Source organism: Janthinobacterium sp. JC611 (assembly GCF_018682595.1).
Taxonomy (GTDB): domain Bacteria; phylum Pseudomonadota; class Gammaproteobacteria; order Burkholderiales; family Burkholderiaceae_D; genus Janthinobacterium.
This window is the reverse complement of sequence record NZ_JAFLJN010000001.1, coordinates 112,815-137,981: the sequence shown is the minus strand read 5'-3', so window position 1 is coordinate 137,981 and position 25,167 is coordinate 112,815. Positions and strand designations below refer to the sequence as shown.

Annotated in this window: 25 protein-coding genes and 1 pseudogene; 16 read left to right on the top strand and 10 right to left on the bottom strand. The window is 62.3% G+C overall.

Annotated features, from left to right (window positions below; all coding sequences use genetic code 11):
* On the top strand, positions 1 to 1,095 hold the full coding sequence (locus J0O65_RS00595) for an SGNH/GDSL hydrolase family protein (protein WP_215403105.1): 1,095 nt from the start codon (positions 1 to 3) through the stop codon (positions 1,093 to 1,095).
* A 47-nt stretch (positions 1,096 to 1,142) separates the two neighbouring features.
* On the opposite strand, the pseudogene J0O65_RS27775 reads toward J0O65_RS00595, so the two are convergent.
* Positions 1,143 to 1,727, bottom strand: a pseudogene (locus J0O65_RS27775) (transposase); the annotation flags it as partial.
* Positions 1,728 to 2,452: 725 nt separating this feature from the next.
* Here J0O65_RS27775 and J0O65_RS28225 point away from each other — a divergent pair.
* The 3 genes from J0O65_RS28225 to J0O65_RS00575 are packed head-to-tail and all read left to right on the top strand — an operon-like array spanning position 2,453 to position 4,968.
* Positions 2,453 to 2,617: a DUF5989 family protein gene (locus tag J0O65_RS28225; protein ID WP_353056143.1), complete on the top strand. Its 165-nt coding sequence runs from the start codon at positions 2,453 to 2,455 to the stop codon at positions 2,615 to 2,617.
* A gap of 23 nt (positions 2,618 to 2,640) precedes the next feature.
* Positions 2,641 to 3,597 (top strand): SGNH/GDSL hydrolase family protein, encoded by a 957-nt coding sequence (locus J0O65_RS00580; RefSeq protein WP_215403100.1) that lies wholly within the window; start codon positions 2,641 to 2,643, stop codon positions 3,595 to 3,597.
* Positions 3,598 to 3,603: 6 nt separating this feature from the next.
* Positions 3,604 to 4,968 carry an MBOAT family O-acyltransferase gene (locus J0O65_RS00575; RefSeq protein WP_215403098.1) on the top strand — a complete coding sequence of 455 codons (1,365 nt, stop codon included), beginning with the start codon at positions 3,604 to 3,606 and terminating at the stop codon, positions 4,966 to 4,968.
* On the opposite strand, the gene J0O65_RS00570 is transcribed toward J0O65_RS00575, so the two are convergent.
* Positions 4,898 to 5,230 carry a hypothetical protein gene (locus J0O65_RS00570; RefSeq protein WP_215403096.1) on the bottom strand — a complete coding sequence of 111 codons (333 nt, stop codon included), beginning with the start codon at positions 5,228 to 5,230 and terminating at the stop codon, positions 4,898 to 4,900. The two genes, J0O65_RS00575 and J0O65_RS00570, sit on opposite strands and share 71 nt — an antisense overlap.
* On the opposite strand from J0O65_RS00570, the gene J0O65_RS00565 reads away from it, so the two are divergent.
* The 9 genes from J0O65_RS00565 (at position 5,220) to J0O65_RS00525 (ending at position 16,155) form a co-directional block, all read left to right on the top strand.
* The gene (locus tag J0O65_RS00565; protein WP_215403094.1) at positions 5,220 to 5,507 is read left to right on the top strand and encodes a GNAT family N-acetyltransferase; all 288 of its coding nucleotides are present in this window, start codon (positions 5,220 to 5,222) and stop codon (positions 5,505 to 5,507) included. The two genes, J0O65_RS00570 and J0O65_RS00565, sit on opposite strands and share 11 nt — an antisense overlap.
* Before the next feature lie 66 nt (positions 5,508 to 5,573).
* A complete protein-coding gene (locus J0O65_RS00560) occupies positions 5,574 to 7,247 on the top strand; it encodes an amidohydrolase (protein ID WP_215403092.1) in 1,674 nt (557 codons plus the stop codon).
* A gap of 118 nt (positions 7,248 to 7,365) precedes the next feature.
* The gene (hutU, locus tag J0O65_RS00555) at positions 7,366 to 9,069 is read left to right on the top strand and encodes a urocanate hydratase (RefSeq protein WP_215403090.1); all 1,704 of its coding nucleotides are present in this window, start codon (positions 7,366 to 7,368) and stop codon (positions 9,067 to 9,069) included.
* Between the two features lie 19 nt (positions 9,070 to 9,088).
* Positions 9,089 to 10,657, top strand: a complete 1,569-nt coding sequence (gene hutH / locus J0O65_RS00550; RefSeq protein WP_215403088.1) for a histidine ammonia-lyase — start codon at positions 9,089 to 9,091, stop codon at positions 10,655 to 10,657.
* Positions 10,658 to 10,677: 20 nt separating this feature from the next.
* Positions 10,678 to 11,466 (top strand): N-formylglutamate deformylase, encoded by a 789-nt coding sequence (gene hutG / locus J0O65_RS00545; protein ID WP_215403087.1) that lies wholly within the window; start codon positions 10,678 to 10,680, stop codon positions 11,464 to 11,466.
* The gene (locus J0O65_RS00540) at positions 11,451 to 12,827 is read left to right on the top strand and encodes a formimidoylglutamate deiminase (protein WP_215403086.1); all 1,377 of its coding nucleotides are present in this window, start codon (positions 11,451 to 11,453) and stop codon (positions 12,825 to 12,827) included. The genes hutG and J0O65_RS00540 overlap by 16 nt, the downstream gene beginning before the upstream one ends.
* Complete coding sequence (locus tag J0O65_RS00535; RefSeq protein ID WP_215403085.1) at positions 12,827 to 13,402, top strand: HutD/Ves family protein; 576 nt, start codon at positions 12,827 to 12,829, stop codon at positions 13,400 to 13,402. Before J0O65_RS00540 ends, J0O65_RS00535 begins: the two co-directional genes overlap by 1 nt.
* A gap of 11 nt (positions 13,403 to 13,413) precedes the next feature.
* Positions 13,414 to 14,640, top strand: coding sequence for an imidazolonepropionase (gene hutI / locus J0O65_RS00530; RefSeq protein WP_215403084.1), 1,227 nt, complete (start codon positions 13,414 to 13,416; stop codon positions 14,638 to 14,640).
* A 21-nt stretch (positions 14,641 to 14,661) separates the two neighbouring features.
* Positions 14,662 to 16,155: a glycine betaine ABC transporter substrate-binding protein gene (locus tag J0O65_RS00525; protein WP_502793526.1), complete on the top strand. Its 1,494-nt coding sequence runs from the start codon at positions 14,662 to 14,664 to the stop codon at positions 16,153 to 16,155.
* Positions 16,156 to 16,166: 11 nt separating this feature from the next.
* On the opposite strand, the gene J0O65_RS00520 is transcribed toward J0O65_RS00525, so the two are convergent.
* The 3 genes from J0O65_RS00520 to J0O65_RS00510 all read right to left on the bottom strand — a co-directional run bounded on the left by J0O65_RS00520 (position 16,167) and on the right by J0O65_RS00510 (position 18,383).
* Complete coding sequence (locus tag J0O65_RS00520; RefSeq protein ID WP_034746290.1) at positions 16,167 to 16,346, bottom strand: hypothetical protein; 180 nt, start codon at positions 16,344 to 16,346, stop codon at positions 16,167 to 16,169.
* 580 nt (positions 16,347 to 16,926) lie between these two features.
* Complete coding sequence (locus tag J0O65_RS00515; RefSeq protein WP_215403083.1) at positions 16,927 to 17,433, bottom strand: GNAT family N-acetyltransferase; 507 nt, start codon at positions 17,431 to 17,433, stop codon at positions 16,927 to 16,929.
* Positions 17,430 to 18,383: a DMT family transporter gene (locus tag J0O65_RS00510; RefSeq protein WP_215403082.1), complete on the bottom strand. Its 954-nt coding sequence runs from the start codon at positions 18,381 to 18,383 to the stop codon at positions 17,430 to 17,432. The genes J0O65_RS00515 and J0O65_RS00510 overlap by 4 nt, the downstream gene beginning before the upstream one ends.
* 183 nt (positions 18,384 to 18,566) lie before the next feature.
* Between J0O65_RS00510 and J0O65_RS28090 the strand changes: the two genes are divergently transcribed.
* On the top strand, positions 18,567 to 18,698 hold the full coding sequence (locus tag J0O65_RS28090; protein WP_285896768.1) for a hypothetical protein: 132 nt from the start codon (positions 18,567 to 18,569) through the stop codon (positions 18,696 to 18,698).
* A 21-nt stretch (positions 18,699 to 18,719) separates the two neighbouring features.
* Here the strand turns inward: J0O65_RS28090 and J0O65_RS00505 are convergent, their stop codons facing one another.
* Positions 18,720 to 19,169 carry an outer membrane lipoprotein gene (locus J0O65_RS00505; RefSeq protein WP_152250834.1) on the bottom strand — a complete coding sequence of 150 codons (450 nt, stop codon included), beginning with the start codon at positions 19,167 to 19,169 and terminating at the stop codon, positions 18,720 to 18,722.
* Between the two features lie 145 nt (positions 19,170 to 19,314).
* The gene (locus J0O65_RS00500) at positions 19,315 to 19,743 is read right to left on the bottom strand and encodes an Mpo1 family 2-hydroxy fatty acid dioxygenase (protein WP_215403080.1); all 429 of its coding nucleotides are present in this window, start codon (positions 19,741 to 19,743) and stop codon (positions 19,315 to 19,317) included.
* 93 nt (positions 19,744 to 19,836) lie between these two features.
* On the opposite strand from J0O65_RS00500, the gene J0O65_RS00495 reads away from it, so the two are divergent.
* Positions 19,837 to 20,361 carry a DNA-deoxyinosine glycosylase gene (locus J0O65_RS00495; protein WP_215403078.1) on the top strand — a complete coding sequence of 175 codons (525 nt, stop codon included), beginning with the start codon at positions 19,837 to 19,839 and terminating at the stop codon, positions 20,359 to 20,361.
* 25 nt (positions 20,362 to 20,386) lie between these two features.
* On the opposite strand, the gene J0O65_RS00490 is transcribed toward J0O65_RS00495, so the two are convergent.
* Both J0O65_RS00490 and J0O65_RS00485 read right to left on the bottom strand, forming a co-directional pair.
* Positions 20,387 to 21,595, bottom strand: coding sequence for a hypothetical protein (locus J0O65_RS00490; protein WP_251373203.1), 1,209 nt, complete (start codon positions 21,593 to 21,595; stop codon positions 20,387 to 20,389).
* A 107-nt stretch (positions 21,596 to 21,702) separates the two neighbouring features.
* Entirely contained in the window at positions 21,703 to 22,569 is an 867-nt protein-coding gene (locus J0O65_RS00485; protein ID WP_215403076.1) for an HDOD domain-containing protein, read from the bottom strand.
* Positions 22,570 to 22,859: 290 nt separating this feature from the next.
* Between J0O65_RS00485 and J0O65_RS00480 the strand changes: the two genes are divergently transcribed.
* Positions 22,860 to 23,438: a DNA-3-methyladenine glycosylase gene (locus J0O65_RS00480; protein WP_215403074.1), complete on the top strand. Its 579-nt coding sequence runs from the start codon at positions 22,860 to 22,862 to the stop codon at positions 23,436 to 23,438.
* Here J0O65_RS00480 and J0O65_RS00475 read toward each other — a convergent pair.
* The gene (locus tag J0O65_RS00475) at positions 23,435 to 25,141 is read right to left on the bottom strand and encodes a methyl-accepting chemotaxis protein (RefSeq protein WP_215403072.1); all 1,707 of its coding nucleotides are present in this window, start codon (positions 25,139 to 25,141) and stop codon (positions 23,435 to 23,437) included. The two genes, J0O65_RS00480 and J0O65_RS00475, sit on opposite strands and share 4 nt — an antisense overlap.
* Between the last annotated feature and the right edge of the window lie 26 nt (positions 25,142 to 25,167).

Below are 25,167 nucleotides of genomic sequence, written 5' to 3'. Positions count from 1 at the left end.
ATGAGTGAGAAATCAAATTCTTCGCAACTCCAGTCAAAATTCCGCCCGTATCTAATTAAACTATTTCAAGTCTTTATCGTTATCTGTCTAATAGACGGATTTCTCGACATTGCCTACCCGCTAGCAATATTCACCAAAAAAAAAATTAAGACCGTAACTTCCGAGATCAAAAATTCTGCACCAATGGAATTTAATGAATCCCGGAAAGTTATAATTCCTGCGGCGGGCCTCCCACTTCGGAATGAGCCAGGAATTCGGAACATTGTTTCCGAATATAAGTCAAAAACCACTAATGTAAATGCAGATGGTCTGCGCTACAATGGCCAAGGCGCCCCAGCGAAGGTGAGTTACGCTGGCTTTTTGCTCGGATCATCAACTGCATTCGGCTACGGTGTCTCCGATAATCAAACTATTGCCGCACATCTAGAACGAGAATTTAATCATGCTCGAATTTATAATTATGCAGGGCTAGGCCAACCTCTTCCTGACAACATATTGCGCTGGTACGATTTGCAGAAGAAAAACGGAAAGCCAGATTTTGTCATCCTCGCTGGCATAAACTATCAATTATTTAATGACTGCAGGCCAACTTCGAAGGTGAACCTGCCGGGAAATACCCATCAAAACATTTTATCATATCTATCTGGGCAACTTATCGACAGGATATCAAACGAGAGAATCATGCCTTGTGCTTCCAGTGAAGGCTTAGAGCTGGCTGTTCGAAGTGCCATTCTTTCCATAGAGAATGCGGTTGCATTCGCTCGTAAAAGCGGGACCACTTTTTATATGGTAAATCTTCCAAGTCCTTATGACGCCAATGTCAATGTCAGCAATCTTTTAAATACAATGAATGAAAAAAATTACATATCGGCAATGCAAAGAGTAATTAATCATTACCATCGAGAACTGACTAAACTCGACATTCCGGAGTTAATCGATCTGTCCAATTCACTACCAACTGATAAACCTTACTTTCTAGATGTGGGAGGACATCTCTCAAAGGAAGGAAACAGGCTTATTTCAGAAAAAATTTTTGACCATATCGCGGGCAACAAGAGCCACGTGACTGCACGCTTACCCCAGCACACTCATTAGCCCATGTCGTTACCGTGAAAGCTGATTGTCGTCGGCGCACGTGTACCCATTGCCTCGACATAAGCGTTGCGGCGGCCGTCGAGCTTGCCTCGCACCACGCCGGCCAGGCGCTCCTTGAGCGTGTGGGACTGACGTTTGAATGGCGCCAGGTGGCAGCGGCGCGCCCAGGAAATCCAGCCCCAGCAGAACTTGCTCGGCCTTGACGGCGCAGTTGGCGGCCACCGCTTCGCGGTAGACCTCGCGCAGTGCCTGCTTCAAGCGCCAGGCCTGCGCGCTTTTCAGGTTCGCGCGCTGCAGCCAGTGCATCGAGGTGATTTGATGGTAGGTATCATCGCCCAGCGCCGAGTGACGGCTTTGGGCTCAGTGCGCATTTCCTCGCGCCGCATCTCGTCCATGGCGGCGTTGGCCAGAGCGATCACATGAAAGCGGTCGTAGTTGATTTGGGCCATTGGCAGGCTTTCGCCCACGCCTTTGGCATAAGCGGCGCGCATGTCCATTAAGACATGCTTGATGTGGTCGGCATCGCCGCCATGCACCACCAGTTCTTGCTTGAAGGCCGCTACCGTTTCGTGGTCCCGGCCAGGCGTCATGAACAGCAACCGCCTCGCTTCCAGATCGTGCATCACGGTGAGGTCATGGACGCCTGGTCCATCCACGCCACAGGCCGGACACGGCAATTTATTGGCATCGCACTTCACCTCGAAATCAATCCGCGTCTAAGTAATCCTTGGGAAATTAGTGTGAATTTATGACGAACTGGACCGGATGCTATGCAAGGCGCTCACTGCTAGCAGTGAGCAAGCCTCGTTGGCCACCTTGCAGAGCGCCGGTTATGCAAGTCAGGAATCACAATAATTTATTGGGGTCACTCAGACCGTATTGAGGTCAAGATTGGACACGACCCACGGCGCTTGCAGGCCCAGCCCGGTGGTGTCGACGGCGATACTCATCAGGGACTCTTGGACTCAGGAAAAGGAATTAGCCGACATGGTACTCGATGTCAAATTCCACGGGAAACGGCATAGAGCCCTTTAATTCCCGCATCAATCCGTGGTGGATTACATGTCAGCGTTGCATGATTAGGCCGCGTCCGATAATATTCATGTTGTGAGCGTTGTGATGCTGTCTTCAGAACCAAGATCATGACAGAAATGGCCGCCCACGCCCCTCCGTCTTGCCGAGTCCGGCTATTAAATTCAGGCACACGACCGATCCCGATCGACAGCGGATAATATGAATAGTTACGATAAACTCAGAAGCTGATGGCAGATTTTCAGCCTATATAATGATTTTTTCCTGCGATTTTAAATAGATTTAATATAAATCAATCGCTTTCTCATTGAAAATTTACTACCTGGTGGAGTATTCTTTGAAATTTTTAAATGACATTTTTGGATTTCTTTTTAGTCGAAAATCCAGATTGGTATTAATTCCATTCTTTGCGGTAATAATGCTTTTCGCTGTCCTTTTTGTCGTCTTGGCTAATTCGTCTTGGGCGCCATTCGTATACGCGGTGTTTTAAGCGTGAGCAGTCGAAAATCTCTCATGAAGAGGTTCCTTTCGGGAACTGGCCTCGTGCTTTTTGGTCTGCTGCTGGCTTGCGCGGCGGTGGAGGGCTTGGTGCGCGTGGCAACCTCCTCGCAGCAGAATTATCTAATCGAGATGTGGCGTTATGCAACGCTGCTAAAGCGAAATAGTGCCGACCCCGTCATTGGCCATGAACACATTCCTGGCGCATCCGCTGTGCTGCAAGGGGTCGAGGTCTCCATTAATTCTCTCGGCATGCGCGGGCCTGAGCCTGACTTATCAACTGTCGGCAGGCATAAGGTTGTCATTGCTGGTGACTCTACCGCCATGGGGTGGGGCCTTCCGGAGGATGCAACGTTGCGCGGCCAACTCGCCAGGCGGCTCGGCTCGGGGACCGAGGTAATGACTACAGGTGTCGGCAACATGAACATGACGCAGATTGTTGCCAACTGGCTACGGTACGCTGACACAGTACGCCCGGATACGGTCATCGTGCTGGCGACTGCGCGTGCGCCAGCTGTGCAGGATACTGGCCAGGCCGGATGGCTGGTGCGTCACAGCCAAGCCTATGCTTTGCTCGTTTCCTTTGTCGAAATTGCTTTGAATAATACTCCTGGCCAAGCTGGCTTGATCGCATCCTATGAAAAAATGTGGGCTGGAGGCTCAGGCCGCGCTGCCATGGATGCGGCGCTGGATCGGCTGAAGGCGGACCAAGCGAAGCATGGTTACCGAGTGCTGGTAATGATGATTCCGGAACCACACAGTTTCGAGCCTTACAAGTTCGACTTCGCCACCAATATCATGCGCGCGGAAAGTGAAAAGCGGGGTTGGACTTTCCTCGATCCACTGCCAACTCTTCGGAACGAACCTGCCGAAAGCTATTGGGTTGCCAACAATGATGTCCACCCTAACGCAAAGGCATTCCAGGTTATGACGGATGTACTTAAGCCGTATTTCCCAAGTCTTCAGGAGTAACAGTCGATGTTGTTTCAGTTGCCTTCGTTCCTCTTGTTCTTCCTGATTTTTTGCACTATTTTCGCCGTTTGTCCCAAGCGTTTTCAACTCAGCTACGTCACCATCGCTAGCCTGGTCTTCTACGCTTGGTGGTATCCACCCGCTGTTCTGTTGATGATCGCGATGATTGTTGCTTGTTGGTGGATGCTGCGGCTCGTTTGGCATGATCGGAGCAAGCTGGCGCTTTGCGTGTTCGTCTCCCTGATTCCGCTTGTACTTTACAAGTACGCCGACTTCTTATTTGAGACCATTGAGAGCATTTCAGGTATCGAGACTCCGCGACTCGGCTGGGCGCTACCGCTCGGCGTGTCGTTTGTTACTTTCACCATCATTGGTTATCTCGTCGATACGGCACGCCAGCCTGAGAAGAAGCCACCAGGCTTCTGGTCAACCGCGGTGTATCTGACATTTTTTCCTCACCTCATCGCAGGCCCGATCCTCCGTGCGCGCCACATCCTGCCGCAACTGCAGCAGATGAGGATTGCAAGCGCCAATCTCATGCCCAATTTAGCCCTGTTTACGGTCGGCATACTGAAAAAGGTGCTGGTGGCCGATCCTGTCGGCGCCTATGTCGACCAGGCTTACGCGGCCCATACTACCCTGTCGGGCTGGGAGGGCGTGGCGGCGATATTCGGTTTCTCGATACAAATCTATTGCGATTTTAGTGCCTATTCCGACATGGCGATCGCTCTGGCCGGCATGCTGGGGATCGCATTCCCTGAAAACTTTCACTCGCCCTATGGTTCGGTCTCGATGAGCGAGGTTTGGCGGCGTTGGCACATGACCCTGAGTTTCTGGTTGCGCGATTACGTGTTCAAGCCGCTGCACGGCTATCTGCACAAGTATGCTCGCCACCTCTCCATCGTTCTCACCATGGGGGTTTCCGGATTGTGGCATGGCGCCGCATGGACCTTTGTCCTTTGGGGACTAGCCCACGGACTGGTGATGGTCGCAGAAACCGTCAGCGGCTATGGGCGTTTTGCCGCCGCCGCATCGGGATGGAAGCGGTGGCTTTGCATACTCTGTACTTTCCTGATCTGGAGTTTGCTTGCGGTAATCTTTAGGTCTCCCTCTCTATCCGTGGCGTATGACGTTGTCGCCGGCAGCTTTTCCAGAGGCAACTTTGGCAATTGGCCTGCTGCGGCTACCATGCCTGTTCTTCTCGGTATAGGGTTGTTGTTGCTGCATCCATTTGATCAGGTAGACAAGATTCGCTCCATGGCCTCGTTTGTGCCGGCGACTGTCTTAGCTCCGGTGCTTCTCATGTTATGCCTCGGATGCGCGGCAGTTGCTTCGATGCAGCCAGCAAATTTCTATTATTTTGATTTTTAGCTGTGGTCGGCAAGGTGGCCCGCTCATCGGCGTGCGCCAGCGGCACCTCGTTTTGCGAGACGAATTCCAGCTGCTCGTCATAGCCGCAGCACCAGCATTCGTCGGGCTGGCCGGCCAGGCGGTGCAGTTCGCAGCCACTTTTTGCCTCGCGCAGGACCGCGCCGCGTACCGGCTGGCCGTCGGCGCTGAAGGTGACGATCATGTTGTCGAAGTGCGCGCCCAGGCTGCTCTTCTTCTGGTGCGCCACGAGCTTGAAGAACACGTCGCACGCGCTGGCGCCGCATGGTCTGCAAGACGCGTGGTATCTGTCGATCGCCGGCATCGCTCCCGCCGCGCAAGGGCAGGGGCTGGGCGCGTCCGTGCTGGCGCCGGGACTGGCGGCCATCGATGCAGCGCGTGCCGCATGCTTCCTGGAGACGTACAACGAGCGCAGCCTGCCGTTCTATGCCCGCCTGGGTTTCGTGGCGGCGGGACGCTACGCGGAAGCCGTGACGGGCTGCGACTACTGGCTGATGGTAAGACCACCTTCCGCTGCCTGATTGACCATTGTGCCAATTTCTATACACTCGTCTTTTTGCTAACGCCTAAAAGACCTGGAGATGGAAATGCCGACCTTGCACTTGCCCCGCACCCTGCTCGTTCTCGCTTGCCTGGGCACTTTCGCCCACGCCCGTGCCGACACCGTCATCGACAACGCCAACGGCTACACGCTCGACGCAAACGGCAAGGTGCTGCGCTTCACGGCGCTGGCCTTTGACGACGCGGGCAAGCTGCTCGCCGTTGGCAGCGCCGCGCAGGTGAAACGCAAGGCGGCCAAGGGCGCCACGCACGTCGATGTGCAGGGAAAAACCGTGTTGCCGGGCCTGATCGACGCGCACGGCCACGTCTTCGGCCTGGGGACGATCGCCAGCGGCGTGATGCTGTACGGTTCGTCGTCGCTGCAAGCCGCCGTGCAGGCTGTGGGCGACTTCGCGCGTGCGCATCCCGAGCGCAGCTGGATCGTCGGCAATGGCTGGAACCAGGAAATCTGGAAGCTGGGCCGCTTTCCCACGGCGGCGGAACTCGATGCGGCGGAAAGCGCGCGGCCCGTGTGGCTGCGCCGGGTCGACGGTCACGCGGGCTGGGCCAACAGCCGCGCGCTGGCGCTGGCCGGCATCACGCGCACCACGCCGGATCCGGCCGGCGGCAAGATCGTCCGCGACGCGGACGGCAACGCCACCGGCGTGCTGGTCGACAGCGCCATGGACTTGATGGATGCCGTGCTGCCCAAGCCGGGCGACGTGGAAAATCGCGCCGCCCTCGATGGCGCGCTGGCGCAGCTGTCGCAAGTGGGGCTGACCAGCGTGCACGATGCGGGCATCGGCCAGATGCAGGACCGCTTGTTCCGCGATTACGCGGACCACGGCAAGCTGACGGTGCGCGTATACGGCATGATCGCGGATACCACGGAAGACTTCGACGCGTTGTCGAAAAACGGCCCCGTCAATAGCTATGCGCGCGACATGTACGCCTTGCGGGCCGTCAAACTGCTGTCCGATGGCGCCCTGGGCAGCCGCGGCGCGGCCCTGCTGGCGCCGTACAGCGACGACCCTTCCACCAGCGGCCTGCTGTTCTACCCGGACGGCGCGATGCGCGCGAAGATGGAAAAAGCCATGCGCGCCGGCTATCAGGTCAATGTGCACGCCATCGGCGACGCGGGCAACCATCAGATCCTCGACGGCTATGCGGCCCTGATCGGGAAGTACCGCGGCGCTGGCCTGCGCCACCGCATGGAACATGCGCAGGTGGTGCAATTATCCGACATCCCCCGCTTCAAGACGCTGGGCATCGTGCCGTCGATGCAACCCACGCACGCCACATCCGACCAGAACATGGCGGAGCAGCGCGTGGGCCACGAGCGCATCAAGGGCGCGTATGCGTGGCGCACCTTCCTTGCGCAAGGTTCGCGCATCGCCTGCGGTTCCGATTTCCCCATCGAGTCGCCGAACCCGTTCGAAGGCATCCACGCGGCCGTCACGCGGCAAAACAGCGACGGATTCCCGGCCGGCGGCTGGTATCCGCAGCAAGCCATGACGGTGACGCAGGCGCTGCGCTGCTTCACGCTCGACGCGGCCTGGGCGGCGCACCAGGAAAAGGTCATCGGCACCCTGGAAGCGGGCAAATGGGCGGACTTCATCGTCGTCGACCAGGACTTGTTCACCGTGGCACCACAGGCCATCGGCAAGACGCAGGTGCTGCAGACGTGGGTGGCGGGCCAGCGCGTGTTCGAGAAAAAATAGGCGGTTTACGCTTGCAAAAACCTGTTGACTTGGTTGTATAGACAACCTATGCTGGGAGTACCAGAGCGGGCCAGGTATCGGGCTAGATACGCCCGCTCGCACCCTACGAGGAGACAGCATGAACAGCACAATGGACACCGATCCACGCTTTGATGCCAGCCGTACCATCCGCGCGCCGCGCGGCACGGTCATGGCTTGCAAGAGTTGGCAGGCCGAGGCGGCCTACCGCATGTTGCAAAACAATCTGGACCCGGAAGTGGCGGAAAATCCGCAGCACCTGGTCGTCTACGGCGGCATCGGCCGCGCCGCCCGCAACTGGGCCTGTTTCGACCAGATCCTCGCCTCCTTGCGCGAGCTGGAGGACGACCAGACCCTCCTGATCCAGTCCGGCAAGCCGGTGGGCGTGTTCCGGACCCACGCGGACGCGCCGCGCGTATTGATCGCCAACTCCAACCTGGTGCCGAAATGGGCCAACTGGGAACACTTCAACGAACTCGATCGCCAGGGCCTGTTCATGTACGGCCAGATGACGGCCGGCAGCTGGATCTACATCGGCACGCAGGGCATCGTGCAAGGCACGTATGAAACCTTCGCCGAGGCGGGCCGCCAGCATTTCGGCGGCGACTGGGGCGGGCGCTGGATTTTGACGGCGGGCCTGGGCGGCATGGGCGGCGCGCAGCCGCTGGCCGCCACCATGGCGGGCGCCGTCTCGCTCAATATCGAATGCCAGCAAAGCAGCATCGACTTCCGCCTGCGCACGCGCTATCTGGACAAGCAGGCGGCCAGCCTGGACGAAGCCCTGGAGCTGGTCAAATATCACACGCAGCGCAAGGAAGCCATTTCCATCGGCTTGCTGGGCAACGCGGCCGAAGTGCTGCCGGAGCTGGTGCGCCGCGCGAAAGCGGGCGGCCTGGTGCCAGACCTGGTGACGGACCAGACCTCCGCGCATGACCTGGTCAACGGCTATCTGCCGCGCGGCTGGAGCGTGTCGGACTGGAAGGCGGCGCAGCAGGATCCGCAGCGCCACGCGCGCCTGACGGTGGCGGCCGCCGATTCCTGCGCCGCCCACGTGCAAGCCATGCTCGATTTCCACGCCATGGGCGTGCATACCGTCGATTACGGCAACAACATCCGCCAGGTGGCGTTCGACCAGGGCGTGCAAAACGCCTTCGACTTCCCCGGCTTCGTGCCTGCCTATATCCGCCCGCAATTTTGCGAAGGACGCGGTCCGTTCCGCTGGGTGGCCCTGTCGGGCGACCCGGAAGACATCTATAAAACGGATGCGAAGATCAAGCAGCTGTTCCCGCACCACCGTCAGGTGCACCACTGGCTGGACATGGCGCGCGAGCGCATCGCCTTCCAGGGCCTGCCGGCGCGCATCTGCTGGCTGGGACTGGGCGAGCGCCACATCGCCGGCCTGGCCTTCAACGAGATGGTGCGCACGGGCGAGCTGAAGGCGCCCATCGTCATCGGCCGCGACCACCTGGACACGGGTTCCGTCGCCAGTCCGAACCGTGAGACGGAAAGCATGAAGGACGGCACCGACGCCGTTTCCGACTGGCCGCTGCTCAACGCCATGCTGAACACGGCCGGCGGCGCCACCTGGGTTTCGCTACACCATGGCGGCGGCGTGGGAATGGGGTATTCTCAGCATGCGGGCATGGTCATCGTGGCCGACGGCAGCGAAGCGGCGGCGAAACGCCTGGCGCGCGTGCTGGTCAACGACAGCGGTTCCGGCGTGATGCGCCATGCCGATGCCGGCTATGAAACAGCGGCCGCCTGCGCCAAGCGCAACGGCCTGATTCTTCCCATGATTCCTTGAGACCTAGATGCGAATGACTATGACACAGCATGCCAAAAGTTGGACCCTGAAACCGGGCGCGATGACCCTGGCCGACCTGCGCGCCGTCTGGGCCGCACCCGCGAAACTGATCCTCGCCGCCGAGGCTTATCCCGTCATCGAAGCGTCGGCCGCCGCCGTGCAAGCCATCGTCGCCAAGGGCGATGCGGCCTACGGCATCAACACGGGTTTCGGCCTGCTCGCCAAGACGCGCATCCCCGATGAAAAGCTGGAGCAATTGCAGCGCAACCTGATCCTGTCGCACTCGGTCGGCACGGGGGAATTGCTGTCGGACGCCGTCGTGCGCCTGATCATGCTGATGAAGATCGGCAGCCTGGCGCGCGGCTTTTCCGGCGTGCGTCCGCTGATCGTCGACACCCTGATCGCCCTGTACAACGCGGGCATCATGCCGGCCATCCCCGCCAAGGGTTCCGTGGGCGCCTCGGGCGACCTGGCGCCGCTGTCGCACATGACGCTGGCCATGCTGGGCGTGGGCGACGTGCGCGTCAACGGCGAATTGATGGCGGCCCCGGAGGCGCTGGCGCAGGCGGGCATCGCCCCCGTGGTGCTGGCGGCGAAAGAGGGACTGGCGCTGATCAACGGCACGCAAGTGTCGAACGCGCTGGCGCTGCATGGCCTGTTCATGGCCGAGCGCCTGCTGGAAGCGGCCATGGTCACGGGCGCGCTGTCGCTCGACGCGGCCAAGGGCAGCGACGCGCCGTTCGACGCGCGCGTGCACGCCGTGCGCGGACAGCCGGGGCAGATCCTGGCGGCGCAGATGTACCGCCAGCTGGTGGCGCACAGCGCCATCCGCGCTTCGCACCTGGAAGGCGACGAGCGCGTGCAGGACCCGTACAGCCTGCGCTGCCAGCCGCAAGTCATGGGCGCCTGCCTCGATTTGATCGGCAATGCCGGCCGCACCCTGCTGATCGAAGCCAATGCCGTCACGGACAATCCGCTGATCTTCCAGGATGGCCAGGATGGAAAGCACGGCCAGGCGGAAATCGTCTCGGGCGGGAATTTTCATGCGGAACCGGTCGCTTTTGCGGCAGACACACTGGCGCTGGCGATTTCTGAAATCGGCGCGCTGGCCGAGCGCCGCATCGCGCTGCTGATCGACGCCACCTTGTCCGGCCTGCCGCCCTTCCTCGTGCGCGACCCGGGCGTCAATTCCGGCTTCATGATCGCCCACGTGACGGCCGCTGCGCTGGCGTCGGAAAACAAGTCGCTCGCCCATCCGGCCAGCGTCGACAGCCTGCCCACGTCCGCCAACCAGGAAGACCACGTGAGCATGGCCACGTTCGCCGGGCGCCGCCTGGACGACATGGCGCACAACACGGCCGTCATCGTCGGCATCGAGCTGCTGGCTGCCGCGCAGGGTATCGATTTCCACCGTCCGTTGAAAACCTCGCCGCACCTCGAGCACGTGCATCACCAGCTGCGCCAGAAAGTGCCGTTCTTCGACGCCGACCGCTTCTTCGCGCCCGACATCGAGGCGGCCAAACAGATGGTGTTGCAGGGTGAATTGAGCAGCACGTGCAAGAATTTGTTCGCCCCGCTGTACGCCTGAGCGGGCGCAAGGAGACAAGCATGGATTTCCGCTTCAACGAGGGCAGCATCCCGCTGCTCGTGTCGATGCCCCACGTGGGCACCGACATACCGGACGATATCGCCGCGCGCATGACGCCGCAGGCCCTGGTCAAGGCCGACACGGACTGGCATCTGCGCGAGCTGTACGGTTTTTTGCACGAGATGGACGCGTCGGTGCTGTCGGCGCGCTGGTCGCGCTACACCATCGACTTGAACCGGCCGCAGGAAGACACGAATCTGTATCCTGGCCAGGACACGACGGGCTTGCTGCCCAGCGATACTTTTCACCGCGAGCCGCTGTACCTGGTCGGCAAGGAGCCCGATGCGCAGGACGTGCGGCAGCGCCTGCAGCGCTACTGGGCGCCGTACCATGCGCAGCTGCGCGCGGAACTGGACCGCCTGCTGCGCGTGCACGGCGCCGTGGTGCTGTGGGATGCCCATTCCATCGCCTCGCACGTGCCGCGCTTCTTTGACGGCAAGCTGCCCGACCTGAATTTCGGCACGGCCGATGGCGCCAGCTGCGATGCGGGCCTGACGTCCGCCGTGGTCGATGTCGCGCGCGCGCAGGATGCCTTTACCGTGGCGCTGAACGGCCGCTTCAAGGGCGGGCATATCACGCGCCATTACGGCCAGCCGCACAAGCGCGTGCATGCGATCCAGCTGGAGATGTGCCAGTGCCTGTACATGGATGAAGCGGCGCCGTTCGGCTACCGGCCCGACCTGGCGGCCCAGGTGCAGCCGCTGCTGCGCCGGATGATGGAAGCGGCCGTGGCATGGGTGGCGCGTTGAGCGGCTGTCTGTTTGCGCGCCATGCGCTGCTGCCGCAGGGTTGGCGCCGCGACGTGCTGCTGGCATGGGACGCGGCAGGTGATTTGACGCGCATCCAGGAAGACGCCGCGCCGCCTGCCGGGGCGGAAGTGGCCGAGTATGTCTTGCCCGGCATGGTCAACCTGCATTCGCATGCCTTCCAGCGGGCGCTGGGCGGCATGACGGAAGTCGCCGGCGACGGGCCTGACAGCTTCTGGACCTGGCGCGAGCTGATGTACCGCTTCGCGCGCCACATCACGCCGGAACAGATGGAAGCCATCGCCGCGCAGCTGTTTGCCGAATGCCTGCGCCATGGCTACACGGCCGTGTGCGAATTCCACTACCTGCAGCGCGATGCGGCCGGCGCGCTGTATGCGCGCCCCGCCGACACGGCGGAGCGGGTGCTGGCCGCGGCGCGCGTCAGCGGCATCGGCGTGACCATGCTGCCCGTGCTGTACAGCCATGCGGGTTTCGGCGAGCAAGCCCTGAAGCCGGAGCAGGCGCGCTTCCTTACCGGTGCGGACGATGTCTTGCGCATCGTCGAGGCGCTGGCGCCGCAGCGCGGCGGGCAGGTCGAGGTGGGCTTTGCGCCGCACTCGCTGCGCGCCGCCGGCGTGGCGCAGATCCGCGAAGTGGCGCAGGCGCTGCCGGCGGATCGCCCCATCCACATCCACATCGCCGAGCAGCAGGGCGAAGTGCGCCAGAGTCTCGATTACAGCGGCCGCCGCCCGGTGCAGTACCTGTACGACCAGGTCGACGTCGACGCGCGCTGGTGCCTCGTGCATGCCACGCATGTGCAGCCCGACGAGGTGGCGCTGATGGCTGCCAGCGGCGCCGTGGCGGGCCTGTGTCCGACGACGGAGGCGAACCTGGGCGACGGCCTGTTCCCGCTGGCCGAATTCATCGCCGCCGGCGGGCGCTTCGGCGTCGGCAGCGACAGCCACGTGTCGCAGTCGCCCGTCGAGGAATTGCGCTGGCTCGAATATGGCCAGCGCCTGCAGCGCCAACAGCGCAACGTGGCCGCCACGTCGGATGAACGCCGCGTGGGCGACTATCTGTGGCAGGCGGCCTTGCGGGGCGGCGCGCAGGCGTCCGGGCGCAAGCTCGGCGCCCTGGCGCCGGGCTGCCGCGCCGACCTGCTGGTGCTCGACGAGACGCATGTGAACCTGTGCGGCGTGGCCATCGAGAATGTGCTGGGCAGCGTACTTTTCTGCGGCAACGACAAGCTGGTGCGCGACGTGCTGTGCGGCGGCCAGTGGCAGGTGCGCGGCGGGCGCCACGTGGCGCAGGACGCCATCGCCAGCGCCTACAAGCGCACCCTGGCGCAACTGAGGGCGCTCTGATGGCGACCTTCATCCCGCAGGAATGCCTGCGCGCCGCGCCGTGGAAAAATGGCGGCGGCAGCACGATGGAGATCGCCATTGCTCCGCCCGGCGCCGGCCTGATGGACTTCGACTGGCGTATCAGCCTGGCGACGATCACGGCCAGCGGGCCGTTTTCCAGCTTTCCCGGCATCGACCGCAGCCTGATGCTGGTCGATGGCGACGGCGTGCAGCTGACGCTGGACGGCGCGCGCAAGGTGACCTTGAGCGCGGCGCAACCGATGCTGTGGTTCCCCGGCGAGGCGGCCGTGGAGGCGCAAGTCAAGGGGACGACGACGGATTTCAACGTGATGACGCGGCGCGACCGCTGCCGCCACCAGCTGGAAAAAATCACGGCGCCGGGCAAGCTGGCGCGCCGCAGCGCGACGACCTTGCTGTTCGTCGCCGGCGACGGCCACGTGCTGGCGCGCGGTGGCGAGCAGCAGTTCGCGCTGGGCCGCCATGACGCGCTGCTGCTGGACGCCGACGATGCGCAGGAATGGCGGCTCGACGCCTTGCAGCGTTCGGCCGTCTTGTGCGTCGACCTGTTTACCTAGGAGAGAAAGCCATGCAAGACTGGGACCTGGTCATCCACAACGTCCACCTGGCCACCATGGAGCATGGCTATGGCGAGCTGCTGGACGCGGCCATCGCCGTCAAGGATGGCCGCATCGCCTGGTTCGGTCCCGGCGACGAGCTGCCGGCCAGCGGCGCCGTGCTGATTGATGGCCAGGGCTGCTGGCTCACGCCCGGCCTGATCGACTGCCATACGCACATCGTCCACGCGGGCAACCGCAGCAACGAATTCGAGGCGCGCCTGAATGGCGCCAGTTATGAAGACATCAGCCGCGCCGGCGGCGGCATCATGTCCACCGTGCGCGCCACGCGCGCGGCCAGCGACGACGAATTGCTGCGGCAAAGCCTGCCCCGCGTGCTGGCGCTGCTGGCCGAGGGCGTGACCACCCTGGAGATCAAGTCCGGCTATGGCCTGGCTGCGGACAGTGAAGCGAAGATGCTGCGCGTGGCGCGCCGCATCGGGCAAGAGCTGCCCGTGTCCGTGCGCACCACCTTCCTCGGCGCGCACGCGCTGCCGCCCGAGTATGCGGGCCGGGCCGACGCCTATATCGACCTGCTGTGCGCGCAGATGCTGCCCCAGCTGGCTGGCGAAGGCCTGGTCGACGCCGTCGACGCTTTTTGCGAGCGCATCGGCTTTACGCCGGCGCAAACGCAGCGCATGTTTGAGGCGGCGACGGCGCTGGGCCTGCCCGTCAAACTGCATGCGGAGCAGCTGTCGGACCTGGGCGGCGCGGCGCTGGTGGCGCGCCATGGCGGCCTGTCGGCCGACCACCTGGAATTCTTGTCGGAAGCGGGCGTCGCCGCCATGGCGCGCCACGGCACGGTGGCCGTGCTGCTGCCGGGCGCGTATTATTTTTTGCGCGAAGTACAGCAACCTCCCGTCTCAGCTTTGCGCGCGGCCGGCGTGCCGATGGCCGTGTCCACCGATTGCAACCCGGGCACGTCGCCGATGACGTCCCTGCTGCTGGCGATGAACATGGCGTGCACCCTGTGGCGCCTGACGCCGCAGGAAGCGCTGGCCGGTGCTACGTGCCACGCGGCGCGCGCGCTGGGCTTGCAGGATCAGACGGGCAGCCTGGCGGTAGGCAAGCGCGCCGATTTCGCCCTGTGGCGCATCGCGCGCCCGGCCGACCTGGCGTATGCGCTGGGCTTGAACCCGTGCGCGGGCGTGGTGCATGGCGGTGTCTGGCGCGCGCCGGTGGTAAGCTTGCCGGATTGATCATCCGTCCCGGAGCGCCGCGTGCGTGTTGTTTACCTGTCGTTGTTGCTGTTCTTCGCTGCCGCGCCCATCTCCTCCCTTGCCCTGGATGGCGGCACCCTGAAGGTGGGCTCGAAGCGCTTCACGGAATCGTATATTCTCGGCGAAATCCTGCAGCAGAGCGCCGCGCCGCACGTCAAGGCGCAGCACCGCCAGGGCCTGGGCAACACGGCCATCGTGCTGGCCGCGCTGCAGGCCGGCAGCATCGACGTGTATGCCGAATACATGGGCACGATCGGCAGCGAAATCCTCAAGCACGACAAGGCCATCGACCTGGCGCAGATGCGGCGCGAACTGGCGGCGCTGGGCCTGGGCGTGGCCGTGCCGCTGGGCTTTAACAATACCTATGCGCTGGCCATGCGCGGCGATGAAACGGGCATCGCCAGCCTGGCGCAGCTGGCGCAACATCCGGCCCTGAAACTCGGCCTGTCGCATGAATTCATCGGCCGCGTCGACGGCTGGCCGGGCCTGGCCGCGCGCTATGGCTTGCCGCAGCGCCCGCGCGGCCTCGATCATGGCATCGCCTATGAAGCGCTGGCGCAGCACCAGGTGGACGTGATTGACATTTATTCGACGGATGCGAAGATACGCCAGTATGGCTTGCGCTTGCTGGCCGACACGCAGCAGTATTTCCCCCGCTACGACGCCATGCTCTTGTACCGGCTCGACGTGCCGCAGCGCTTTCCCGCGGCCTGGCTGGCGCTGGAAGGTCTGCAGGGACGCATCAGCGAGGGCGACATGATCGCCATGAATGCAGCCGTGGAAATCGATGGCAAGACGTTTTCCGAGGTGGCGCGGCAATGGCTGGCCTCCGGCACGCAAGTCGATAAACCAGGCGCCGCGCGTAGCAAGCTGCTCGATAAAATCATCGGCGACGATTTGTGGGCCCTGACGCGCCAGCATCTGACGCTGGTGCTGCTGTCGGTGGCATTGGCCTGCCTGATCGGCATTCCGCTGGGCGTGCTGGCGGCGTTTTCGGCGCCGCTGCGGCAAACGGTGCTGGCTTTCGTCGGCGTGCTGCAGACGGTGCCGTCGCTGGCCCTGCTGGCGATATTGATCCCCGTGCTGGGCATGATCGGCACCGTGCCGGCCCTGGTGGCCTTATTCGTGTACGCGCTGCTGCCCATCGTGCGCAACACGTGCACGGGCATCCTGCAGGTGCCGCAAGGCTTGCGCATGGCGGCGCTGGCGCTGGGCTTGAGCCGGCGCGACCGCCTGCTGCACGTCGACTTGCCGCTGGCCTTGCCGGTCATGCTGGCGGGCGTGAAAACGGCGGCCGTGATGAGCGTGGGCACGGCCACCATCGCCGCCTTCATCGGCGCGGGCGGCTACGGCGAACGCATCACCATCGGCCTGGCGCTGAATGACAACGACATGCTGCTGGCCGGCGCGATCCCCGCAGCCGTGCTGGCGCTGCTGACGCAAGGCTTGTTCGAACTGGTGGAGCGCTGGGCCGTGGCCGGCCGGCAGCGCTGACGGCATCACGGTTACAGCGAGTGCAGTTTGGAGCGTACCGAGACGACGGCCTGGTGCAGGATGCGTTCGGCCTGGAAGTCGTTCTCGCGCTGTTCGGCGATGGCTTGCAAGTCGCGCGTATAGCGTTCCAGGCGGGAACGCAGGTAGGCGCGGTAGATTTTCATGACGAGCGGTTTGGCAGAGACATTCATGATGTGGCTCCCAGGTGCGTAATGATGCGTTCATTTTGTGTGAGCGGAATGCCGCCACTTTGTGCGAGATCAAACGCCATGGCCCCGTCAAATTGACGCGTTTGACATCGCGCAATGCCCCTCCGGCCGAAGATGCCACACTGAATCTTCCCTGCCTGGCCAACATCAGCCGCAGGCTCTGGTCCCCCTGATACCTCAAGCACATTCAAGGAGCGTCGCATGGTCATTTTTGCCGTGGTTGCTGGCTGCATCGCCTGTTTCACAGTGTACCAAATCTATAAAAATGCGCAGGGTGGCAGTGGGCTTACTCAACAACATATCGGTTTGCACGGCACATTGATTGAACCACGGAAATAAACTGTGGTGAAGGATGCACAGTCAGCTGACGGATTTAAGGAAAATGTAAGGCCCGGTAAGCAAATGTAAAGGTCGGCGCGTTGACCAGTCGTAGCGTTTATATTGATAACCGTTGATTGCATTCTCCCCCTCCCACTTGACAATGGGTTCACCCCGCGGTGCCGCTAGCCCGCGGGGATTTTTTTTGGAGCTGGCGTTTGCGGTTCCCGCGATGCGGTGCGAATCACAGTGGTCGTGGCGTACCGGCCGACAATTGCGTCAAGGCATCGCCAGCGACCCGGCAGATGCGCCAGTCCGGCATCACGTCCGCGCCCATGCCCTTGTAGAAGCTGATCGCGTTTTCATTCCAGTCCAGCACCGACCATTCGAAGCGGCCGCAATCGCGTTCGACGGCCAGTTGCGCCAGCGCCACCAGCATCTGCTTGCCATAGCCCTTGCCGCGCACCGATTGCTTCACATACAGGTCTTCCAGGTACAGGCCCTTGCGGCACAGGAAGGTGGAAAAGTTGTGGAAGAACAGGGCGAACGTCACCACCTCGCCATTTTCCTCGCCCACCAGCGCTTCGCACGCGGGATGGGGACCGAACAGGCTGTCGTGCAGCATGGATTCCCGGGCGATCATCATGTGTTCGAGTTTTTCAAACACGGCCAGTTCATGGATCATGCCAAAGATGGCGGCCACGTCGGATGCGGTCGCGGGACGGATGGCGAGGGAGGAAGAGGTGCTCATGTTGCCTTTGTGGATGGAGTGGTGGAAAGGGAGGCGATGCTGCCCGTCTTGCGCGCGCCCGACGTCAGGGCCCAGGCCACGCTGGACAGGCACAGCACCATGCCCACCCATTCGATGGGGGCGGGCCGGTAGTGTTCGAGCTGCACCGACAGCAGCACGGAAATGACGGGCGTGACGACGCCGATATACACGGTTTTTTGCGTGCCGATGCGCGCGATTAGGGTGAAATACGCGCTGAAGGCGATCACCGAGCCGAAGATGGCCAGATAAACTAATCCCATCCAGTAACTGGGGCGCGTGGGCAATTGCCAGGACTGGCCCGTGGCGATGGCCCAGGCGGCCACCATCAGGGTGCCCCACAGCATGGTCCAGGCCATGGTCAGCATCACGTTGCCGGAATGTTCGCGCACTTTCATGACGAGGGCATTGCCCACCGTGCTGGACACGGTGGCCACCAGGGCCAGCATGAAACCGAGCAGGAAATGTACATTGCGGCCATTGCCGCCGCCCAGGATGTCTTGCAGCGCCGCGCCGATCGACTGGTAAAACAGCAGCACGATGCCGCAGATGGCGACAAAGGCCGCGCAGCAGGTACTCCAGGTGATGGGCGTGCCGAAGGCGATGCGGTTGAGCAACGGCGTCCAGAACACCATCAGCGCGAACAGCACGCTGACGAGGGCCGAGACGAGGTACTGTTCCGAACTGTAGGTGCACACATAGCTGAGGGCAAACGATGCCAGGCCCTGCAGAAGCATCCATTTTTGCGCGCGCCAGGGCAGGCGCAAGGTGTCGCCGCGCAAGGCGCACCAGGCAAACAGGGTGGCGGACGCGAGGCCGAAGCGGTAGACCACGGAAACGGCGGGGGCGACGTCGCCCAGCTGCAAGGTGATGGCCCAGAAGGTGGAGCCCCAGATGAGGCAGGCAATGATGAACAGGAGAGGGGAGGACATCGCGCAAGTATACGGGCATCGCGCGGGGATGGCGAGTCTTGGTCGAGCTTGCTTAAAGTGTGCTCAGGAAACACCCGGGCATTGAGCCAGCGCAGTGCTTCTGGAAAATGTTGAATTTATGAAAATATTTACTTTATCATCAAGTAAATATTTTCTGAATTGCATCTTTGAAGGGAGACCGCCATGCCAGCCTCACTGCAAATCAAAGTATGGAGCGTGCTTGTATATGTGGTAGTGGCAACCTTGGTTGCCATCTGGTTGCATGAGGGCATGTCGCCCTCGGCCTTGCTGATGACAGCCGGCGCATTCGGCTAAGCGCATGCGCCGGCAAGCAGATCAGTGGGTGACGCGGGTCTTGCGGCCATCGGACAGCAGGCGCACGCGCTCGCCCGGACGGAACAGTTCGTCCGCGTCTTGCACGATGGCGCGCATGTCGCCATTGTCCAGGCGTACGGTGATTTCCAGGCCGGGCTTGTTGGAAGCGTTCGCTTCGATGCTTTTGCCCGCCATGCCGCCGGCGACGGCGCCAAGGATGCTGGCCGCGATGGCGCCCTTGCCGCCACCGACTGTCGAGCCGGCCACGCCGCCCAGCGCCGCGCCAGCCAGCACGCCCGTGCCCGTCTCACCCTTGTCGATGGTGACCTGGCGCACGGATTCAACCGTGCCCATGCGAACCGATTGTTCATTCTGCGCCTGGCGCGCGTTGTACACATTCGCCGAGTTCGGTTGTACGGCGCAGCCGGTCAGGGCGGCGAGCAATGCCACTGCAATAATTGGTGCTTTCATGTGGGACTCCCTTGGACAAAAGTTGGTTGCCGATTGCGTCGACCGGCAGATGATGACTTATCATAAGGACACTTGCATCAGATAACTAGTTGCGAATAGTAAAAATCTGTTACTGGTCCCGCGTGACCACGCGACCGCTTGCCGCTCAATACGCCAACCGCAGGCGCCGGTACAAAAATCCCAGCACGAATAGCGGCCCCACCAGTAAAAAGCGCACATCGTCCAGGAACGATGGTTTCTTGCCTTCGATCTGGTGGCCGATGAACTGTCCTATCCAGGCCAGCACGAACAGCGCCAGCGCCACGGGCAGGATGGTCATCGGGGGCATCAGCAGCAGCAGGCCCAGCATGGCGGCCAGCATGAGCAGCATCCCCGCCGCGAACGGCCGCGACAGCTTGTAGTAATAGTATAAGGCCAGAATACTGCCGAGCAGCGCCACGCTGGGATGCACGCTCCACAGCAGCCCCAGCAAGCTGAAAACGATCAGCGGCACGCACACGATGTGCACCCATTCATTGACGTGGTTGCGGTGGCTTTCGCCATACTGGGCCAGCAGGGTGTCGATGGTGCGCATGGGCGGTCTCTTGTGTAGGGATGGTGTCCGGGAATTCTACACCGTCGCGTGGCCGGGTAAAATGCTCCTTCACTCCTCTTCCGGACCGCGCATGTGAATCACCCCGCCCTCTTGCCAGACCATGCCGCCGAGCCGCGCAAGCGCTGTTTCGATCCCGTCGTCGATGCGCAGACGCGCCTGCTGATACTGGGCAGCCTGCCCGGCGAGAAATCGCTGGCGCACGGCCAGTACTACGCGCATCCGCAAAACAAGTTCTGGCTGCTGCTGGGCGAAGTGCTGGGCGTGGACTTGAGCAGCCTGCCCTATGAGACACGCTTGAGCACCTTGCTGGCGCACGGCGTGGGCCTGTGGGACGTGGTGGCGCAGGCGCAGCGCACGGGCAGCCTGGACAGCAACATCCGCGCCCGCGACGACAACGACCTGGTGGCCCTGGCCGCCAGCTTGCCGCAGCTGCAGACGATCGCCTTCAACGGCGGCACGGCGGCGAAGCTGGGCATCAAGGTGCTGGGCGAACACGCGCGGCGTTACCGCATCGTCAGCTTGCCGTCGAGCAGTCCGGCTTACACGCTCGCGTATGGCGCCAAGTTGCTGCAATGGAAAACATTGCAGCCGTTTTGATACAGGCGCCGCCCGCGCCAGCGTCTTACACCGGCGCGTACGCCTGCGCTTCGACCGGTTGTCCCTGGGCGTCGAACTTCAGCGCCACGGACAATTGCGTCACGCCGATGGTGGCCAGCGCGTCGCAGATGTCGTCGACCTCGTCCTGCAGGTCGGCGGCCAGGTCCAGCGGTTTGTCGGCGCTGTGCAGCAGTTGGCCGGCCGCCGTGCTGACGTTGACGCGCAACAGCATTTCGCCGTGCTCATCGGCCGGGCCGACGACCACCGCAACGTCGCCGGCGTCCACCTTGTTTTCCGCCAATGCATGGTTGATGCCGGACATCATCTGCAGCATCGCGTACTCGCTCATGCCTTGCTCCTTGCCTCCGTGGAACAGATCCTGGTAGAGGAAGCTCACTTCCAGTGCATTGCCGGCCGGCGCCAGGCAGCGTTTCACCAGATCGCCGACCTGCGTCGTCCACTGCTGGTAGCGGGCCATGCGCGCGTCGAACCAGGCGTCGAGCGCCGCTTCGTCCTTCGGTTCCGCATAGAAGGGGTCGTCCACGCGCTTGAGGGCAAAGCCCAGCAGGAAGCGCAGTTCGACGGCCGTGTCCTGCGGGCCGAAAGCCGTCTCGCTCCAGCCGACGATGCTGCTTTCCAGGCCCGGCGTGGCGACGATTTTCTTGTCCGTCATCGATGCGTACGCATCGCGCACCATCTCGTGCAGGTGGCTGTAGGTGATGCGGTCGATTTCATCGAGGTCGTAGGCATGGCTCATCAAGACCACCTTGGCCTTGGCGCTTTCCAGCTCGGATTGTTGAAAACTCTTCACCAGCGCTTCGAACGCGTCCTGGTCCTGGAAACTGTCCGCTTCCTTCAGGCCACCCGTGCTTTGCACCAGCAGGGGCACGACGAAGGCGTTGATTTCCATGGCGGGGGCATTCTCGCGGCGGATCACGGAATTGGAAGCGGCTTCCTCGATATGGCTGCGCAAATACTGGTAGGCGCCCACGTCTTCGTATTTGGAGCGCTCGATGGCGTCGTACAGGATTTCATCTTTCTTTTGATTCAAGGCCTTGCGGATCAGGCGGCCGAACTCGACGGCTTGCTCGGCCAGCACCGTGCCCTGCGATTCGCTGTCTTCCTGCTCCGCCAGGTTCAGGGCCATCGTGCACAGCATGCGTGTGACGGCTTCATCCTTGTCTTCGGGCGTGTTGGCGGATTTACGGGGGACAGGGCGCTTATTTTTGGGCATGGCGATCAACAGGTTAAGAAATTCGGGTCAGGCAAACGGAAAAAGGCGCCAAGGCTGATGCCAGGCGCCGGGACGGATCATACAGGCGGACGCGGCCGCTTGATACCTCAATGGTCGGTATCGAACATCTCGTGCAATTCGTCGAGCAGGTCGGCGGCTTCTTCCTGCGACAGGCCGAGATGCTGGCAAGCAAGTTCGCCGCCCTTGTCCCACTCCAGCGAGGTACTGTTGCCATGGTAGCGCTGAATGCCTTTTTCGGCCAGCAGCGACAGGGCGACGAGCGAGCGGATGGCGTCGTCCGTGGACGGGTCCGCCAACACCGTGTAGTCGTGGTGGTGCAAGATCGCCCACGAGACGTCGGAAGACAGGCCCCAGTTGCGCGCCAGCAGGCAGCCGATGGCCGCATGGTTGGTCTGGTGGCGCGCATCCTCCAGGGTCGTGAAACAATTGTGCGCATCGTTGGCCGCCGCCGCATACGTGTTGACGTAGTCGGGGAAACGGTTCATCAGCAGGGGCACGCCGATGTCGCAGAACAGGCCGAAGGTGTGGGCGATGTCGGGCGGGGCGATGCGCAGCTTGCGCGAGGTAAACACCAGGGCGCGCGCGCGCTTGGCCGACACATCCCAGAAATTGCTCAGTTCCACGCCTTCCGCTTCCAGCGCCTGGCGCGCCAGCAAGCCCGTCATCATCGCGCTGCACTGGTTGATGCCGAGAAAGTTGATGCCTTGCTCGACGGACTTGGCCTTGCGCGCGGCGCCATAGAACGGCGAGTTGGCCAGTTTCAGCAGGGCGCCCGACATGCCGACGTCGTCGGCGATGATGCGCGCGATGCGGCGCGGCGACGGGTCGTCTTCGGCCAGTTCGCGCTGCAGGTCGACCAGCAGGCTGGGACGCGGCGGGATACGGATGGAACGCATCAAGGCGTCAACCGGATCTTCCTGCACTACCTGCTTTTGCGCTGCCACTCTCATCATCACGCTTTCATCATCATTTTTGTGCCCGGTGCTTATTCTGTCGTGCGCTGACGCTGCCCGCTTCATGAGCGTCTGGCGCAGTGCCCGACGATTATCGCTGTTTATGGATGGCAATAGTTCATCTCTGCAATATATTGTCGCAAAAATTCCCGTTTCGGCCAGGTCCAGCCGCCATTTTCGTCATTCCACGACGCTGGCGATCCTGAAATTCATGATGAAAAGATTAAGTTTTATTTGTTTTCAAGGCGCGGCCAGGCGTGCGGCGGGATGCGCGGCGGTACAATTGCCGGATGAAAAAAATCCTCGCGGGTATCGATTTTGCGGACGATTCCAGCAGCGTGGCGCGCCAGTTGATCGGCGTGACCGTGCTGGTCGACGGCGTGGGCGGGCGCATCGTGGAAACGGAAGCGTATGACCGGCTGGACCCGGCTTCGCACACGTATGGCGGCATGACGCCGCGCAATGCGGCCATGTTCGGCCCGCCCGCGCACGCCTATGTCTACCGCTCGTACGGCATCCACTGGTGCCTGAACTTTGTATGCCGCGAAGCGGGCCATGGCGCTGGCGTGCTGATCCGCGCCATCGAGCCGCTGGCGGGACTCGATGCGATGCGTGAGCGGCGCGGCGTCGACGATATGCGCCTGCTGTGCTCGGGGCCGGGCAAGGTGTGCCAGGCGCTCGGCGTGAGCCATCTGCAAAACCGCCTGGCGCTCGACGCGCCGCCATTCACCCTGCTGGCGCGCGAGGAAGAGGTGACGGTGCAGGCTGGCGCGCGCATCGGCATTTCCAAAGCGATGGACACGCCGTGGCGCTTCGTGCTGGCCGGCTCGCCCTATCTGAGTAAACCGCTGCGCGCGCCAGCCGTCTAGCTGCGCTGGCGCCGCGATGCATCGTTGGCGCCAGGCCGGCTGGACATGCCGCGCAGCGGGCTGTGCAGCGCGCGGCGGTCCTTGCCTTCTCCGTTGGCGGGGCTGGCCGGATGCTGGAATGCCTCCTCATCGGTGTGGCCGGCCGGGGTGGCGGGCTGTTCGTCCAGGGTAAACACGGCCACGGCCGCCGACAGTTTGACGGCCTGGTCCTGCAAACTGGCCGCTGCCGCCGCCGCCTGCTCCACCAGGGCCGCATTTTGCTGGGTGACGTCATCCATTTGCGTGACGGCCTGATTCACTTCCGTGATGCCCGACGCCTGCTCGGCGCTGGCCTGTTTCACGCGCTGGATGATCTCGTTGACTTGCTGCACCGAGGCGACGATGGCGCCCATGCTGTCGCCCGCCTGCTGCACGGCCACGCTGCCGCCATCGATGGTGGTCACGGAGGTGGCGATCAGGGTCTTGATTTCCTTGGCGGCCTGCGCCGAGCGCTGCGCCAGGGTGCGCACTTCGGACGCCACCACGGCAAAGCCGCGGCCCTGTTCTCCCGCGCGCGCCGCTTCCACCGCCGCGTTCAGCGCGAGGATGTTGGTCTGGAAGGAAATACCGTCGATCACGCCGATAATATCCACGATCTGGCGCGAATTGGCGCGTATGGTCGCCATCGTCGTCACCGCCTGCTGCATCGACACGCCCCCTTGCACGGCCAGGGTCGAGGCTTGCCCCGCCAGTTCGCAGGCCAGCTGGGCGTTGTCGGCGTTGTCATTGACGGCTTGCGTCAGCGCTTCCATGGCGCTCGACGTTTCTTCCAGCGAACTGGCTTGCATTTCCGTGCGCGCCGATAAATCCAGATTGCCGGTGGCTATTTCGTGCGAGGCCGTGTCGATCGATTGCACGGCGCCCATGATGGTGCGCAAGGTCTGGTTCAGATGGGCAATGGTCTGGTCCAGCACGCGCGACGTGGCGGCGATCTCGTCGTTGCCCTGCTTGGGCGCGCCGGCCATCAGCTTGCCCGCTGCCAAGTCTTGCACGGCGTCGGCGATGCCGCGGATTTCCACCAGCATGGCGCGCCGCACCAGCATGGTCACCACGATGGAAACGAGGATCGATAGCAGCACCGTCAGCAACAGGCTCCAGCCCAGGCGGCGAAATTCGGCGCTGGCCGTCGCATGGGCCTGGCTGCTGAGCGTCGTCTCCAGCGCGGACAGTTGCGCCAGTTGCGTATTGAACTGGCCGAATTGCGTTTCCGCCTTGAGCATGGAATTGGTGGCGATCGACTGGTCCATCTGCGCCATTTCCATGGTTTCCAGCACCGCCTTGCGATAGCCGGCCAGTGCCGTGATGGCTGCATCGACCAGGCTGCGCTCGGCGCCCGTGGCCGTGGAACGCAAGGTGGCCAGCTGGCTGCCGATGGCCGCGTGGCGTGCCTTGATCTGTTGTTCCAGTGCGTCGAGGCGGGCCTTGGCGAAGCTGCCATTCGTCCACGACAGCAACTGGTACATATTGCCATGCACTTGCCTGGCCTCGCCCAGTACGTCGGCGGCTGCCTTCAGATGCGTGATGCGCACCCGCACCATGTTTTCCAGCGAGGCATTTTGCCGCACCATGCCATACCAGGCACCGCTCGAGCTGAGTATCAGCAGCAGCAAGACCAGGGTGGGCGCCAGCAATAATTTTGGTCCGATGCGTAATTGATTGAGCATGCTTGACTCCCGGCGATGGCTGTTCC

Bases quoted from the DNA above. Each gene is read 5' to 3' on its own strand.
- J0O65_RS00485 (WP_215403076.1), bottom strand. From the start codon at position 22,569: ATGATGAGAGTGGCAGCGCAAAAGCAGGTAGTGCAGGAAGATCCGGTT.
- hutU (WP_215403090.1), top strand. From the start codon at position 7,366: ATGAACAGCACAATGGACACCGATCCACGCTTTGATGCCAGCCGTACC.
- J0O65_RS00500 (WP_215403080.1), bottom strand. From the start codon at position 19,743: ATGCGCACCATCGACACCCTGCTGGCCCAGTATGGCGAAAGCCACCGC.
- hutH (WP_215403088.1), top strand. From the start codon at position 9,089: ATGACACAGCATGCCAAAAGTTGGACCCTGAAACCGGGCGCGATGACC.
- J0O65_RS28090 (WP_285896768.1), top strand. From the start codon at position 18,567: ATGCCAGCCTCACTGCAAATCAAAGTATGGAGCGTGCTTGTATATGTG.
- hutI (WP_215403084.1), top strand. From the start codon at position 13,414: ATGCAAGACTGGGACCTGGTCATCCACAACGTCCACCTGGCCACCATG.
- J0O65_RS00520 (WP_034746290.1), bottom strand. From the start codon at position 16,346: ATGAATGTCTCTGCCAAACCGCTCGTCATGAAAATCTACCGCGCCTAC.
- J0O65_RS00595 (WP_215403105.1), top strand. From the start codon at position 1: ATGAGTGAGAAATCAAATTCTTCGCAACTCCAGTCAAAATTCCGCCCG.
- J0O65_RS00475 (WP_215403072.1), bottom strand. From the start codon at position 25,141: ATGCTCAATCAATTACGCATCGGACCAAAATTATTGCTGGCGCCCACC.
- hutG (WP_215403087.1), top strand. From the start codon at position 10,678: ATGGATTTCCGCTTCAACGAGGGCAGCATCCCGCTGCTCGTGTCGATG.
- J0O65_RS00580 (WP_215403100.1), top strand. From the start codon at position 2,641: ATGAAGAGGTTCCTTTCGGGAACTGGCCTCGTGCTTTTTGGTCTGCTG.
- J0O65_RS00480 (WP_215403074.1), top strand. From the start codon at position 22,860: ATGAAAAAAATCCTCGCGGGTATCGATTTTGCGGACGATTCCAGCAGC.
- J0O65_RS00560 (WP_215403092.1), top strand. From the start codon at position 5,574: ATGCCGACCTTGCACTTGCCCCGCACCCTGCTCGTTCTCGCTTGCCTG.
- J0O65_RS00505 (WP_152250834.1), bottom strand. From the start codon at position 19,169: ATGAAAGCACCAATTATTGCAGTGGCATTGCTCGCCGCCCTGACCGGC.
- J0O65_RS00575 (WP_215403098.1), top strand. From the start codon at position 3,604: ATGTTGTTTCAGTTGCCTTCGTTCCTCTTGTTCTTCCTGATTTTTTGC.
- J0O65_RS00510 (WP_215403082.1), bottom strand. From the start codon at position 18,383: ATGTCCTCCCCTCTCCTGTTCATCATTGCCTGCCTCATCTGGGGCTCC.
- J0O65_RS00535 (WP_215403085.1), top strand. From the start codon at position 12,827: ATGGCGACCTTCATCCCGCAGGAATGCCTGCGCGCCGCGCCGTGGAAA.
- J0O65_RS00490 (WP_251373203.1), bottom strand. From the start codon at position 21,595: ATGCCCAAAAATAAGCGCCCTGTCCCCCGTAAATCCGCCAACACGCCC.
- J0O65_RS00515 (WP_215403083.1), bottom strand. From the start codon at position 17,433: ATGAGCACCTCTTCCTCCCTCGCCATCCGTCCCGCGACCGCATCCGAC.
- J0O65_RS00540 (WP_215403086.1), top strand. From the start codon at position 11,451: ATGGGTGGCGCGTTGAGCGGCTGTCTGTTTGCGCGCCATGCGCTGCTG.